Origin of the sequence: Liquorilactobacillus vini DSM 20605 (genome assembly GCF_000255495.1) — a bacterium.
GTDB lineage: Bacteria > Bacillota > Bacilli > Lactobacillales > Lactobacillaceae > Liquorilactobacillus > Liquorilactobacillus vini.
The window spans coordinates 1-13,805 of the sequence record NZ_AHYZ01000153.1 but is presented as its reverse complement, the minus strand read 5'-3'; the positions used below and the strand labels follow the sequence as shown (position 1 = coordinate 13,805).

Below are 13,805 nucleotides of genomic sequence, written 5' to 3'. Positions count from 1 at the left end.
ATGATACTGATAATTTGGTTTAAATAACGAGGGGAACAAGTGCGATTAATTCTTTGGAACCTAGCAGCTAAGAAGCTTTGTTTGCAGCATCAAGATGTTTTCGTGCCAACTACGATCGGTTTAGAAGTTTTACGCCAACAATTGCAGCTTGATCAGCACTCAACGGTTTTCATCCATCCGGTCAAATTTTATGATTTGAAACTTGATTTAGGCAATGATTTAGGAGAATTGCCAGTTAGAGTTTATTTTCCACAGCATTTACATCCCGGCGAAAAAGTTCCAACTATTTTTTTCATTCACGGTGGGCAGTTTATTAATGGCGGAATTTTTTCACATGATAAAATGGTGCGCGAGATTGTTTATCGGACACATGCGGCGCTAATTTTCCCCTGCTATGCTTTAGCACCAGAAAAAAAAGCTCCGTTTCAATTGCAGCAGCTGCAACGATGCTTTGTTAAGCTACCAGAGCTGACGAGACAAACGCCCTTATCACTGGAGCGTTTAATGTTAGCTGGCGATGATGTTGGTGGTGGAATGGCTGTTAGTTTAGCTTTAACTTTGGCTCAATCTGGTCAGCTGCCAATTTATAAACTATTGTTATTCTATCCAGTTGTGAATGCCAGCTTTGAAACTGAATCTTACCTGCAATATGCCGGAGGTTATGACTTGACGCGGGAAGAAATGAAGTGGTGTTGGCAACAGTATTTGCAAACAGATAAACAAAAAACTGATTGGCGCTATTCACCATTGTTGGCCTCATTTGAATTGTTAAGAAAATTACCAGAAACTTTGATCATCACTGCAGAAGCTGATCCAGTTCGCGATGAAGCGGAAGCGTTAGCACGTAAATTGCGCGACGCTGATGGTAAAGTGGTTGAGTTACGTCTACAAGGAATCATTCACGATTTTGTTATGAAAAATCAGCTCGATAAGACCAATGCCTGTCGTCTGGCGATGAATATTGCGGTCGATTGGTTAAAAAAAAGGAGCTAGCAAGTTTGAAAGGCAAAAAAATAGTTCAGCAGCTAAAGGCGATTTTTTGGGATTTTGATGGAACGCTATATGACACCTATCCGGAAATGACTGCTAGTTTATTGCAAGCGGCTGAAAGCTTTAATATTTCTTTAGATTATCAACAGGTTTTTCGCCATTTGCGGCAAACCTCAGTTCATCAGACCTTTGACTTTCTTTTTAAAGAAAAGCCTAGTTTGAAGCAGCAAGTTTGGACAACCTATCGCAAGTTAGAAAAACAACGTTCATTATCAGCGAAACCAATGCCAGGAGTAGCGGCTGTTTGTCAATTATTGTTTCAACAAGGTAAACAGCAATTTTTATTAACTCATCGGGATGCGTCTGCTTGGAAGTTGCTAAAAAATGATGGCTTGGAAAATTTTTTTGCTGGTGGTGTCACAGCAGAAATGAAATTTGCACGCAAACCTGATCCAGCGTCCTTAAACTTTTTGTGTCATAAATATATGGTTGATCCAACTGCGTCAGTAATGATTGGCGATCGGCCTTTGGATATTGTTGCTGGCCAGCGAGCAGGGATGCAAGGCTGGCTATTCGCGCCGGATAAGTTGATCAGCTTTACTGCTTATGATTTAAAATTCAGAAGTTATCAAGAACTTGATCAGCTTTTTTCTTAATTAGTTGAAGAACTGGCGGTAAAGTAAGTATTAAGTCCCTTGACGACATCGTTGGCGACCTCAGCTAGATACTGATTAGATTTAATTTCAGCAAAGTCATGATCACTATTAATGTAGCCCATTTCCAGTAAAACAGCTGGATAATCGTTATCTCTAATAACTTCAAAGTTGCCAAAGTCGATTCCACGATTCTTCAAGCTCAAATTGTTGAACTGCTGATTAATGGCATGCGCTAAGCTATATGATAATTGATGATGATAATAATAAGTAGTTACACCAGAAGCCGAGTTTTGCTGAGGTGAAGAATCAAAATGAAAACTGATAAAAGCATTGGCGTGGACTTCATTTGCTAAAGCTGGTCGTGCGGCTAAACTGACAAATTTATCACTGGTACGAGTTAAATAAACTTTGGCCCCTTTTTGGCGCAGCTGGGCGGCAACTTTTTTAGCTAATTTCAAAGTATAAGTTTTTTCCATTTTATCATTGGCAGAAAGTGCTCCAGAGTCACTGCCACCGTGGCCCGGGTCCAAGACAATTGTGGCATCACTTAATTTGCTGACAGTTTGTGGACCTTGCGGATTAAGATTCCAGCTAGCGACCCAACCAAACTTATTATTGGCAGTTCGGACGTAATACCAGCGATATTTTTCACGTAATACTGTTAAGCGATCACCGCGTTTAAGTTGACTCTTGGCATGGTATTCGATGCCAGGGCCTTGGCGCAATTGGATTTGGGCAACATTAACTTCGACTTGTTTAAAGTAAGAATAAGTTCGCCAGCAAAGGATTCCCACTAGAAAAAATGTAATGATTATTAAAAAAACTAGATTTTGATGCTGATGCGCAATTTTTGAACGTTTACTTCTCATAGTTGTTGTTAGCTCCAATGTTATTAATTAGTTTTCAATTGATAATTATAACAAATAAACGTTATGAAGAAAAAAATCATTTTTTATTTTCATGATTTTTAAACTAACTTGACTTAGTAGTTAATTTCGGGTATCTTTTATTACAGTATAGTTAAAACCGAACGGAAGAAAAATAGCTTGGGTTTTCAGAAACAGCGAATGGCGATTTGGTGAAAGGCCTGCTGAACAGACAAGCAAAAGACACTTTCGAGGTGCATTTTAGCAGATGCCGCTATGGGGCGTTATCCAAAAGCATTAAATAAAGGTGGTACCGTGCTGATTGCGCCCTTGTCGAATTGACAGGGCTTTTTTTATTTTGTTTTATTTAAGGAGGATAAATCAATGAAATATCAGCGTCCAAAGGGCACAAATGATATCATTCCTGGTGAGTCTGAAAAATGGCAATTTGTGGAAAAAATTGCCCGTCAGGTTTTTAAAAAATATCGCTATCAGGAGATTCGCACACCAATTTTTGAAAACTTTGAAGTTTTTTCACGGACCTCAGGTGAAACATCAGATATTGTTACCAAAGAAATGTATGATTTTTACGATAAAGGACAGCGGCATATAACTTTGCGACCAGAAGGAACGGCAGGGGTGGTTCGCGCTTATGTTGAAAATAAGCTTTACGGGCCGGAAATTCAGCGTCCATTTAAAATTTATTATTTGGGACCAATGTTTCGCTATGAACGGCCACAGTCGGGAAGACTCAGACAGTTTCATCAAATCGGAGTTGAAGCTTTTGGAGTTGATAATCCGACCTTGGATGTTGAAGTCATGGCGATGGCTCTTGATTTGCTGCAAAGCATGGGTTTAAAAAACGTCAAGTTAGTTTTAAATACCTTAGGTGATCAAACTTCGCGAGCAGCATACCATCAAGCACTGGTTGACTATTTGCAGCCGTATGCTGATCAGTTAAGCAAGGACTCACAAATTAGATTGAAGAAAAATCCATTGCGGGTGTTAGATAGCAAAGATCCTCAAGATCAAGCCATTGTTAAACAGGCACCACAAATTACTGATTATTTAACAAGTGCAGCAGCTGAACACTTTTACCAAGTTAAAGATCGTTTAAATGCCTTGAAAATCGACTTTGAGATTGATCCAACGATGGTTCGCGGCTTAGATTACTACAATCATACAATTTTTGAAATTATGAGTGATTCAAAAGCCTTTGGTGGCAAATGGACAACGGTTTGTGCTGGTGGCCGCTATAACGGTTTAGTTGAGCAATTAGGTGGTCCAGAAGTACCTGGAATTGGGTTTGCACTGGGCGTTGAACGCTTATTGTTAGTGTTGGCGGTCGCGGGGAACAGCCAGCAGCTGGCTAATCAGTTAGATGTTTATGTTGTTGGCATCGGTCAAGCTACTGATGCGACTGCGCTTCAGTTGGTGCAAGCTATTCGTCAAGCTGGTTTAACAGCTGATCGGGATTACCTGAACCGTAAACCTAAGGGGCAATTCAAAGCAGCTAACCGGCAAGCAGCCAGGTTTACGTTTACGATTGGTGAAACTGAATTGGCAAATCAGGTTGTTAAAGTTAAAAATATGACAACAAGTCAGGAAATAACTGTTGATTTAACTGCAGCACTGACTAACTTTGGCACTGTTTGGCAAAAAATTACCGAAAAAAGGGAGTAAAGAACGAGATGAAAAGAACAACTTATTGCGGTTTGGTCAATGAAAGCTTTTTAGGCCAGCAAGTTTGTCTAAAAGGTTGGGTTCAAAAACGGCGTGATTTAGGAAATTTGATTTTTATTGATTTGCGTGATCGTGAAGGGATTGTGCAGTTAGTCTTCAGTCAAGAGTTTGAACCGCAGGCACTAAAAATTGCTGATCAGTTGCGGAATGAATACGTGATTGAAGTTAGCGGGATCGTTGTCCGCCGTGCTGATGAAGAAATCAATGCTAAAATGAAGACTGGAACGATTGAAGTAGAAGCTCATCAAGTTAATATTTTGAGTAAAGCGAAAACACCGCCATTTTATATTGAAAATGGCATCAAGGTTGCAGATGATTTACGTTTAAAATATCGTTATTTAGATTTACGACGCCCAGAAATGCAGCAGGCAATTATTTTACGCAGCAAGATTTTGCAGGCTGTTCATCGTTATTTAGATGATCAAGACTTTATCAATATTGAAACGCCGTATTTAACTAAATCAACGCCAGAAGGTGCCCGTGATTATTTGGTTCCTTCACGTGTTTATCCCGGGCATTTTTATGCTTTGCCGCAATCGCCACAGCTTTTTAAACAGCTATTAATGGGCGCTGGATTTGATCGTTATTATCAAATCGCTCGTTGCTTCCGGGACGAAGATCTGCGTGGGGATCGCCAGCCAGAGTTTACTCAAATTGATCTGGAAACTTCATTTTTAACGGCTCAAGAGATTCAAGACTTAACTGAAGGTTTACTGAAAAAGGTAATGCAAAATGTTTTAGGAATCGAAATTAAGTTACCACTACCGCGAATTACTTGGGATGAAGCAATGAATCGTTTCGGTTCAGATAAACCAGATACCCGTTTTGGGATGGAATTGACTGATATGGCGGCAGCTGTTAAGGGCGTTGATTTTAAAGTTTTCCAAAATGTTTTGCAAAAGGGCGGCCAAGTAAAAGCTATCGTTGTTCCCAATGGTGCTGATCATTATTCACGTAAGGAGATTGAGGCTAAGCAGGATTATTTGAAGCGTTTTGGTGCCAAAGGCTTAGCTTGGTTAAAAGTCACGGCTGACGGCTTTTCTGGTCCAATTGCCAAGTTCTTTAAAGATCAGGTTGCTGAAATTAAGGCTGCAGCTGGAGCAAAGGTCGGCGATTTAATCTTGTTTGTTGCGGATACACGTAAAGTCGTGGCCGATGCATTAGGCTATCTACGAACCAATATTGCGCACGAGTTGAACTTGATCGATGAAAGCAAATTTAACTTTTTATGGGTGGTCGATTGGCCATTGTTTGAATATAGCGAAGAGTTCCATCGCTATATTGCGGCCCATCATCCATTTACTATGCCAAATGAAGAGGATATTCATTTACTGGATACGGACCCGCATCAAGCTCATGCACAAAGTTATGATATTGTTTTAAATGGCTACGAATTGGGCGGTGGTTCAATTAGGATTCATCGGCGCGAGATTCAAGAGAAAATGTTTAAAGCGTTAGGCTTTACGAAAGAGCGGGCAGAAAGTCAGTTTGGCTTTTTGCTGAATGCCTTTGATTATGGATTTCCTCCGCATGGCGGTTTGGCAATCGGGCTCGACCGATTTGCGATGCTATTGTCAGGTAAGGACAATATTCGTGAAGTAATTGCTTTTCCTAAGAATTCTAAAGCTTCGGAACCACTGACAAATGCTCCATCAACAGTTTCGGTTAAGCAGCTAGATGAATTAGGTTTAGAAGTTGAGGACGATTAAGCAATAATTAATGAGTCTGGTGAACAGCCAGGCTTTTTTGGTACAAGAACACTTGCACCTTGTTGGATTTTAAGGTATTTTAAATGATGATTGAAGAATTTGAGGGGGAGTATTATATGGTTAAACGACAAGAAACAGCTATTTTTGCCGGTGGCTGTTTTTGGTGCATGGTTCAGCCTTTTGATCAGCATCCAGGAATAATTAGCGTTGTTTCGGGCTATACTGGCGGTCACGTACCAAATCCAACTTACGAGCAAGTCTGTTCACATACGACCGGACATACTGAAGCGGTTAAAATCACTTTTGATCCGACTGTTATCTCATATCAGCAGTTAGTCGAAATCTATTGGCAGCAAACCGATCCAACCGATGCAATGGGACAATTTCAAGATCGTGGTGACAATTATCGGCCAGTGATTTTTACTAATAGTCCCGAGCAACGCCAAATTGCATTTGCATCAAGAGAACGGTTGGCTAAAAGTGATCGGTTTAATCAACCAATCGTGACTCAAATTGAAGATGCTCAACCATTTTATCCTGCAGAGGATTATCATCAGCATTTTTATCGCAAAAATCCAGCACGCTTTGCTTTAGAAGAAGCTGCCAGACAGCAGTTTAAGCAAGTCCACTGGCAAAAAAATAAATAGGAGCGAACTGGCAAATGGATGAACTCCAAAAAATTGTTAAACGGCATCAGTACGTTGCCAAGGCTTCCACAGCTTTCATTTATGGAATTTTAGTTTCAATCGCGATGAACTTTTTTTGGACGCCTGGTAAAATTTATTCTTCAGGTGTAACAGGATTAGCCCAGTTAGTTGCGACTTTAACTAAACGTTATTTTCCCATGGTTTTTTTCCATCCCTCGGTTGCCTTGCTATTATTCGTATTAAACTTGCCGCTATTTGTTTTAGCTTGGCAGCAAATCGGACATCGTTTTACTTTTTTACCATTTTAGCAGTTGCTTGTTCGAGTTTGATGATTAAGTCTTTGCATTCGATCACTTTGACAACTGATCCGATTATTTGTGCAATCTTTGGCGCAGCAATCAATGGCTTTGGTACAGGATTGGCTTTAAAAAATGGAATTTCAACTGGTGGTCTTGATATTCTGGGTTTGACTTTACGCAAACGAACCGGAAAAAGTATTGGGACGATCAATCTGTGCTTTAATTTCTTTATTATCTTGGCAGCCGGAGCCGTCTATGGTTGGCCATATGCTTTCTATTCAGCTTTAGGAATCTTTATTAATGCCCGGGTCATGGACATGGTGTATACTCGCCAGCAAAAGATGCAAGTCTTGATCGTTACTGAACGACCTAAAAGTGTGATTGATTGTATTCAAAATCGGCTCAATCGTGGAATTACTATCGTCCATGATGCAGAAGGAGCTTATCGACATGATCAAAAAACAGTTTTACTGACGGTTATTTCACGTTATGAAAAGCCGGAGTTAAAGGCAGCAATGAACGAATCTGATCCGTATGCTTTTGTCAGCATTTCTGATAATGTTGAAATTATGGGACGATTTTATGAACCAGAGCCTTGATTGGCGACTAAAGGGGATAAAAATGAATTCTAAAAAATTAGTAGTGGCAATGTATAACCAGGGACAAAATGAAGCTGGTCCTAAAGCAAAATGCGATATTGAAAAATTTTTGACGACTGCTGGCTTTCAGCAGGTTAATTTTCATTTTCAAGGCAATCGTAAAGCTAAATTGATGAGTTTTAAACAAAGCTGGTGGGATATTCCGCGAACCTTTGCTCAGATAACGGCAGATCAAGTTTTTTTTCAGTATCCAGCTTTTAATTGGCGTACAAACTGGGCAATTTTGCGAGCAGCCAAAAAAATTGCAACTCAAGTTTTTTTGATTATTCACGATGTTGAATCCTTGCGTCAGCAGCAACTAAATCAAACTTATCTTCAGCAGGAAATTAATTTTTTTAACCAGGCAAATGGACTAATTGTTCATAATTCAAAGATGAAAACTTGGTTAAGCCACCAGGGTGTTTTAGTCCCAATGATTGATCTGCAGATTTTTGATTATGATAATCCGCAGCCATTTGTCGAGCTGCCTTATAGAGGAAGTCTCTGTTATGCCGGCAATTTAGCGAAGGCCGGGTTTATTCAAAATTTGAAACTCCATCACCAATTTTACTTATATGGTTCAAATCCAGCAGCAAGCTATCCTACCAAGATTAGTTATCAAGGCTCCTTTTTGCCGGATGAACTGCCTGCTCATTTGAAGGGGGATTTTGGCTTAATTTGGGATGGCGATCGAGTTGATCGGTGTAGCGGCATCTTTGGCGAATATTTGAAATACAATGATCCACATAAAACCTCTCTTTATCTTAGTTCCGGGTTGCCAGTGATTATCTGGAGACAAGCTGCTTTGGCTGATTTTGTTTCGCAACAACAAGTCGGATTGCTAGTTGATCGTTTAGATCAAATTGATTCACTGCTTGACAAGTTAACAGTTGCTGAATATCAACGACTAAGGCAGAATGCTCAGCAAATTGGAAGAAAAATGCGTCAAGGCCAGTTTATTAAAACAGCTTGTCAGCAAATTCTGACTGTTTAAACGGAGGAAATCGCATGATACCAAAAATCATTCACTATTGTTGGTTTGGTTCACAAGAACTGCCAGCAAAGTATCAACATTATTTGGCTAGTTGGCAAAAAAAATGTCCCGATTATCAAATTATTCGTTGGGATGAAACCAACTATGATGTTCGAAAGAACCATTATATGCAGCAGGCAGCTCAATTGGGTAAATGGAGCTTTGTTTCAGATTATCTAGGATTTGACGTAGTCTATCAATATGGGGGAATTTATTTAGATACTGATGTTGAGTTGCTTAAAAATTTGGATAATTTATTGAATAATCAAGCCTTTATGGGCTTTGAAGAAAATGAAACAGGCTTTTCGATAGCTCCTGGTTTAGGCTTTGGTGCGCAAAAGCATGATCCGATATTTAAAGAGCTGTGTCAAATTTATGATAAGCTTGAGTTTGTTGATCAAAATGGTCATCTGAACACTTTAGCAGTTCCGGCTTATACAACTAAATTTTTGTGCCAGAAAGGTTTAAAAGCCAACAATCAGCTGCAAACAATTGCCGGCATTAAACTGTATCCGAGTGATTATTTTGCGCCAATGGATTTTTTAACTGGGGAGATCCATTTAACAAAAAATACATACAGTATCCATCATTACAGTGCTACTTGGCAAAGCCCAGAGAATTTGCGGCATATTAAAATTATTCGCCAGGTGAATCGTAAGTTTGGCAAAAAATTGGGAATGAAAATCAACTGGTTCTTGCGAGCAAGTTGGGCAATTAAGCGGCGTTTCAAGGCTATCAGCAAACATTGATTTAGGTGATAAATATGAAAAAAATTAGTGTCGTGGTACCAGTTTATAATGTGGCTGAATTTTTACCGCAATGTTTAAAGAGTCTCTTGCAGCAAACTTTTGCACCAAGTGACTATGAGCTGATTCTGGTCAACGATGGCAGTACAGATGACTCACTAAAGATTTGTCAGACTTTCGTCCGGCAATATCCGCACTTGATTAAATTGTATAGTCAAGAAAATGGTGGTTTATCCGCAGCTAGAAATTTTGGCTTGCAATACTGTCAAGGCAAATATGTGTTGTTTATTGACTCAGATGACTATGTTGAACCGAAAATGCTGGAGCGGATGTATGAATTAAGCGCCGGTGGACAGAAGAAAATTATCGAATGCAATTTTATTTGGGAATTTAACAATCACGCTCGGCAAGATCGGCGGACAAGTTATAATTCACTCAATGATTATTTGGTCCATGGGCGAGTTGTTGCATGGAATAAGCTTTATTTACGCAGCTGGTTGCTGGCGACTAAAGTTTTGTTTCCAGCTGGACGGTTATATGAGGACCAAGCGTTTTTCTTTAAATTAGCAATTCAGCTGAAAGATATTAAGGAGATTGCAGTTGATCAAATTCCTGAGGTCCATTATCGGCAGCGGAGTGGTTCAATTTCTTATAACGAGGCGAGCCGTTTGAAGGATATTTTTTGGATCTATCAGGATATTTTAGATTATTATCAACTGCAAGCGGAAAAACGTTTTACGCGTGAGATTGAATACCGTTTTTGTCGCAATCTGTTAGGCAACGTTTTGCTTAGAAAGGTACGCCAATTGCCAACTCAAGCAGAAAAAAGGAATTTCGAACATCAGATTTGGCAAAAAATCAATAGCTGGTTTCCCCAGTGGAAAAAGAATTATTATCTCCACCAGTCAGGATTGACCAATCTTTATTTGCGGCTTGCCAATCCAATGGTTACTAAATTAATTTTAAAATTATAGGCAGTTAAGAGGGAGAAAAATTATGGAACTTTTGGGATGTCATGTTGGAATGAAAGCACCGGATATGCTTTTAGGGGCGGCCCGTGAAGCAGCTGCCTATCGCGCAAGCTGTTTGATGATTTATACTGGTGCTCCACAAAATACCCGGCGAAAGCCAATCTCAGCGATGAAAATTGCGGCGGGACAAAAATTTATGCAGGCTAACCAGTTGGGACCATTAATTATTCACGCACCTTATATCATTAATTTAGGCAACACCAAGAAACCCCAAAATTTTGAATTTGCTGTTAATTTCTTGCATGCAGAGCTTCAAAGAGCAGCGGCTTTAAAAGCTACTCAAGTTACTTTCCATCCTGGTGCTCATGTTGGTGCTGGCGACCAAGCAGCAATCAAAAATATTATTCGCGGTTTAAACGCAGTAATTGAACCACAACAAACAGTTAAGATTGCACTTGAAACAATGGCTGGAAAAGGGACTGAGGTTGGTCGAACATTTGAGCAGCTAGCGGAAATAATTGCAGGAGTAGTTCACAATGAAAAACTCTCAGTTACATTTGATACTTGTCATGCAAATGATGCTGGTTATGCAGTCAAAGATGATTTTGATGGCGTTTTGGAGCAATTCGATCACTGCATTGGGCTTGAACGCTTGCAGGTTTTGCATTTAAATGACTCAAAAAATCCTTGTGGTAGCCACAAGGATCGACATGAAAATATTGGTTTTGGGACAATTGGCTTTCATGCTTTGAATTACATTGTTCATCATCCAGCACTAAAGTCAGTACCCAAAATTATGGAAACACCATACATTGGAACGGATAAACAACATCAATATCCACCTTATGCTTTTGAAATTCAAATGCTAGAGCAACAACAATTTGTTGCAGAAATGAAAGAAAGAGTTATTGCAAATCAAGGGAAATTGTTAGAGTGAAACATTTTTGTCTAATTGTTCAATGATTAAAGTTGCTGTTTCTTCGATTGATTTATTAGCAACATTAATTACTGTGCAACCGAGTTTTTGATAAAGCTTTTGGGCGTATTCAAGTTCACCTTCGATATTATCAAGATTTGAATAAGCAGTGTCAGGATTTAGTCCATAAGTCAACATCCGCTGCCGCCGGATATTGTTTAAAACAGCGGGATCATTAGTTAACCCAAAAATTTTTTTCCGATCAACTTGCCAAATTTCTTTTGGTAACTGTGCTTGAGGCACTAGTGGGAGGTTGGCTACCCGATAGTTTTTGTTGGCTAAATATAAAGACAAAGGCGTTTTGGAAGTTCTTGAAACGCCCAACAAAACTATATCAGCATTTAAAAAGCCCCGTGGATCTTTGCCGTCATCATAAGTGACAGCAAATTCGATTGCATCAATCCGCTTAAAATACTTTTGGGTCAGTTTGTGATTGCGTCCAGCTTGTCCCAAAGGATTTTCGCCGGTTCGCTGCTGAATAGCTTTAATCAATTGTGACATGCCATCGAGGACATCTAGCTTATGCTGGTGGCAAAAGTCATTAACATAAGCTGAGAGATTTGTATCAACAAAGGTGTGAACGACAAAAGCATTATCATTCAAAGCATGTTGCAAAATCTTATTGAGTTTAGCGGTCGTTCGCGTCAATGGAAAGCGATGATATTGGAATTCGATCTTGGGAAACTGAACGGTTGCTGCTGTAGCTAGATTGTAGCCAGTTTCTCCTAAAGAATCAGAGATTACATAAACGATCAAGTGTTTTGCGTCAGCCAAAATTTGATACCCCTTTCATGATGTTTAATTTATTATAAAAAAAAATTAACTAATATTCAAGCCTTAAAATCGAAATAATTTTATTGACGGTCAAACCTACATTTTGTATAATGGTTAAGAACTGTTAAAAGTTTGTGTTTTTTTATGCAGCGTATGACGGTTACATTTAAGCTCGGAGGGAGGGAAACAAAATGTCAAAGACGATCGTTCGTAAAAACGAATCTCTTGATGACGCTCTTCGTCGCTTCAAACGTTCCGTTTCAAAAACAGGTACTTTACAAGAATACCGTAAACGTGAATTTTATGAGAAACCTAGCGTGAGACGCAAGAAAAAATCTGAAGCAGCGCGTAAAAGGAAAAACAAACGTCGTTTTTAATTCCTAAGGAGGGATTGAACTGATGAGCCTGCTCGATTTATTAAATAAGGATCTGAAGAGTGCTTTAAAAGCGCATGATAAACAGCGTCTAAGCACGGTTCGTATGTTAAAAGCTGCCGTGATGAATGAAAAAATCAAGGTTGGACATGACTTAACGCATGATGAAGAGGTTGCAGTTTTAACGCGTGAATTAAAACAGCGGAAAGATTCGTTGTCAGAATTTAAATCAGCTGGGCGTGAAGACTTACTACCGGCAATTGAAGAGGAAATCAAAGTTGTTCAAGGTTATCTGCCAAAGCAATTAAGTGAGGCAGAAGTCAAAAAGATTGTCGCAACAACAATCAATGAAATGGGAGCTTCTTCAAAAGCTGATTTTGGCAAAGTTATGAAAACTGTTATGCCAAAGCTGAAGGGGCAAGCTGATGGAAAGCTAGTTAATCAAATTGTTAATTCATTGCTGTAGTCAATTTAATTAAATCAGTTTCATAAAGACAAGTTGTTATTTTTGGCAGCTTGTCTTTTTAAGTTAGCTGAAACTTTTATCTGGATTTTATTTATGCTATGATTTAAGCATATTAAGTTGTTTTATAAGGAGTCGAACATTTGACAAGTGAACAGATTGAGAAAAAAATTTTTCAAGTTGCCCAAGGACAACAATCAGTGGCTTTGCTAGGTGTTAATGATCAATATGTTCAATTACTAGAAGAAAAAGAACAGGTCAAAGTCCAACCATTTGGCGATGCAATTCGAATTAATGGTGAGCCAGCAGCCGTTGAACGAGTTTATGCGATCCTGACACAGTTAGAACGGCTGCTAAAGGAAAAAATTGTTATTGGAACAACAGATGTGCTGTCAGCTATCAAGATGGCGGACAAGGGAACACTTGACTACTTTCATGATCTTTATATGGAAGTTTTGCTTTATGATCAAAAAAGGCGTCCGATTCGTAGCAAAACTGCCGGACAAAGACGTTACATTAACGCAATTCGTAAATCAGATTTAGTTTTTGGAATCGGACCAGCAGGGACCGGTAAAACTTTCTTAGCAGTTGTAATGGCAGCCGCGGCCTTGAAAAAAAACCAAGTTGAAAAAATCATCTTGACGCGCCCAGCAGTTGAGGCTGGTGAATCATTAGGCTTTTTACCGGGTGATCTCAAAGAAAAAGTTGATCCTTATTTGCGGCCAATTTATGATGCCCTTTACACGATTATGGGAAAAGAGCACACGGAACGTTTGATCGAACGGGGAACAATTGAGATAGCACCATTAGCTTACATGCGCGGTCGAACACTGGAGAATGCTTTTGTTATTTTGGATGAAGCTCAAAATACAACGCGTGCGCAGATGAAAATGTTTTTAACGCGTTTAGGTTTTGGTTCT

14 protein-coding genes and 1 pseudogene are annotated in these 13,805 nt (G+C 39.3%); 13 read left to right on the top strand and 2 right to left on the bottom strand.

All coding sequences use genetic code 11. From position 1 onward, the window contains the following. Positions 1-39 precede the first annotated feature (39 nt). Together ON15_RS08545 and ON15_RS08540 are read left to right on the top strand one after the other, a co-directional pair. Positions 40-993, top strand: a complete 954-nt coding sequence (locus tag ON15_RS08545; RefSeq protein WP_010581069.1) for an alpha/beta hydrolase — start codon at positions 40-42, stop codon at positions 991-993. 5 nt (positions 994-998) lie between these two features. Further along, entirely contained in the window at positions 999-1,646 is a 648-nt protein-coding gene (locus ON15_RS08540) for an HAD hydrolase-like protein (RefSeq protein ID WP_010581068.1), read from the top strand. Here ON15_RS08540 and ON15_RS08535 read toward each other — a convergent pair. Next, positions 1,643-2,515 (bottom strand): N-acetylmuramoyl-L-alanine amidase, encoded by an 873-nt coding sequence (locus ON15_RS08535; RefSeq protein WP_010581067.1) that lies wholly within the window; start codon positions 2,513-2,515, stop codon positions 1,643-1,645. The two genes, ON15_RS08540 and ON15_RS08535, sit on opposite strands and share 4 nt — an antisense overlap. Positions 2,516-2,896: 381 nt before the next feature. Between ON15_RS08535 and hisS the strand changes: the two genes are divergently transcribed. From hisS to ON15_RS08495, 8 genes and pseudogenes are all read left to right on the top strand, one after another. Next, positions 2,897-4,195, top strand: a complete 1,299-nt coding sequence (gene hisS / locus ON15_RS08530) for a histidine--tRNA ligase (RefSeq protein ID WP_010581066.1) — start codon at positions 2,897-2,899, stop codon at positions 4,193-4,195. Positions 4,196-4,203: 8 nt separating this feature from the next. Beyond that, positions 4,204-5,964 (top strand): aspartate--tRNA ligase, encoded by a 1,761-nt coding sequence (gene aspS / locus ON15_RS08525; protein WP_010581065.1) that lies wholly within the window; start codon positions 4,204-4,206, stop codon positions 5,962-5,964. Positions 5,965-6,080: 116 nt separating this feature from the next. Continuing rightward, a complete protein-coding gene (msrA, locus tag ON15_RS08520) occupies positions 6,081-6,611 on the top strand; it encodes a peptide-methionine (S)-S-oxide reductase MsrA (protein WP_010581064.1) in 531 nt (176 codons plus the stop codon). A 14-nt stretch (positions 6,612-6,625) separates the two neighbouring features. Next, positions 6,626-7,509: pseudogene (locus tag ON15_RS08515) on the top strand (YitT family protein). Between the two features lie 22 nt (positions 7,510-7,531). Beyond that, positions 7,532-8,542, top strand: a complete 1,011-nt coding sequence (locus ON15_RS08510) for a sugar transferase (RefSeq protein ID WP_010581063.1) — start codon at positions 7,532-7,534, stop codon at positions 8,540-8,542. A 14-nt stretch (positions 8,543-8,556) separates the two neighbouring features. Further along, on the top strand, positions 8,557-9,330 hold the full coding sequence (locus tag ON15_RS08505) for a glycosyltransferase family 32 protein (RefSeq protein ID WP_010581062.1): 774 nt from the start codon (positions 8,557-8,559) through the stop codon (positions 9,328-9,330). Positions 9,331-9,344: 14 nt separating this feature from the next. Next, positions 9,345-10,301, top strand: coding sequence for a glycosyltransferase family 2 protein (locus tag ON15_RS08500; RefSeq protein WP_010581061.1), 957 nt, complete (start codon positions 9,345-9,347; stop codon positions 10,299-10,301). Positions 10,302-10,323: 22 nt separating this feature from the next. Continuing rightward, positions 10,324-11,235 carry a deoxyribonuclease IV gene (locus ON15_RS08495; protein ID WP_010581060.1) on the top strand — a complete coding sequence of 304 codons (912 nt, stop codon included), beginning with the start codon at positions 10,324-10,326 and terminating at the stop codon, positions 11,233-11,235. Here ON15_RS08495 and ON15_RS08490 read toward each other — a convergent pair. Then, the gene (locus ON15_RS08490; RefSeq protein WP_010581059.1) at positions 11,227-12,048 is read right to left on the bottom strand and encodes a pyruvate, water dikinase regulatory protein; all 822 of its coding nucleotides are present in this window, start codon (positions 12,046-12,048) and stop codon (positions 11,227-11,229) included. The genes ON15_RS08495 and ON15_RS08490 overlap by 9 nt on opposite strands. 191 nt (positions 12,049-12,239) lie before the next feature. Between ON15_RS08490 and rpsU the strand changes: the two genes are divergently transcribed. The 3 genes from rpsU to ON15_RS08475 form a co-directional block, all read left to right on the top strand. Then, entirely contained in the window at positions 12,240-12,425 is a 186-nt protein-coding gene (gene rpsU / locus ON15_RS08485; RefSeq protein ID WP_010581058.1) for a 30S ribosomal protein S21, read from the top strand. A gap of 22 nt (positions 12,426-12,447) precedes the next feature. Beyond that, complete coding sequence (locus ON15_RS08480; RefSeq protein WP_010581057.1) at positions 12,448-12,888, top strand: GatB/YqeY domain-containing protein; 441 nt, start codon at positions 12,448-12,450, stop codon at positions 12,886-12,888. 140 nt (positions 12,889-13,028) lie between these two features. Then, a partial coding sequence (locus ON15_RS08475) for a PhoH family protein (protein ID WP_010581056.1) occupies positions 13,029-13,805 on the top strand: 777 nt, incomplete at its 3' end.

Excerpts from the sequence above, each read along its gene's own strand:
- ON15_RS08510 (WP_010581063.1), top strand. The coding sequence starts at position 7,532 with ATGAATTCTAAAAAATTAGTAGTGGCAATGTATAACCAGGGACAAAAT.
- msrA (WP_010581064.1), top strand. The coding sequence starts at position 6,081 with ATGGTTAAACGACAAGAAACAGCTATTTTTGCCGGTGGCTGTTTTTGG.
- ON15_RS08495 (WP_010581060.1), top strand. The coding sequence starts at position 10,324 with ATGGAACTTTTGGGATGTCATGTTGGAATGAAAGCACCGGATATGCTT.
- ON15_RS08480 (WP_010581057.1), top strand. The coding sequence starts at position 12,448 with ATGAGCCTGCTCGATTTATTAAATAAGGATCTGAAGAGTGCTTTAAAA.
- hisS (WP_010581066.1), top strand. The coding sequence starts at position 2,897 with ATGAAATATCAGCGTCCAAAGGGCACAAATGATATCATTCCTGGTGAG.
- ON15_RS08500 (WP_010581061.1), top strand. The coding sequence starts at position 9,345 with ATGAAAAAAATTAGTGTCGTGGTACCAGTTTATAATGTGGCTGAATTT.
- aspS (WP_010581065.1), top strand. The coding sequence starts at position 4,204 with ATGAAAAGAACAACTTATTGCGGTTTGGTCAATGAAAGCTTTTTAGGC.
- ON15_RS08505 (WP_010581062.1), top strand. The coding sequence starts at position 8,557 with ATGATACCAAAAATCATTCACTATTGTTGGTTTGGTTCACAAGAACTG.
- rpsU (WP_010581058.1), top strand. The coding sequence starts at position 12,240 with ATGTCAAAGACGATCGTTCGTAAAAACGAATCTCTTGATGACGCTCTT.
- ON15_RS08535 (WP_010581067.1), bottom strand. The coding sequence starts at position 2,515 with ATGAGAAGTAAACGTTCAAAAATTGCGCATCAGCATCAAAATCTAGTT.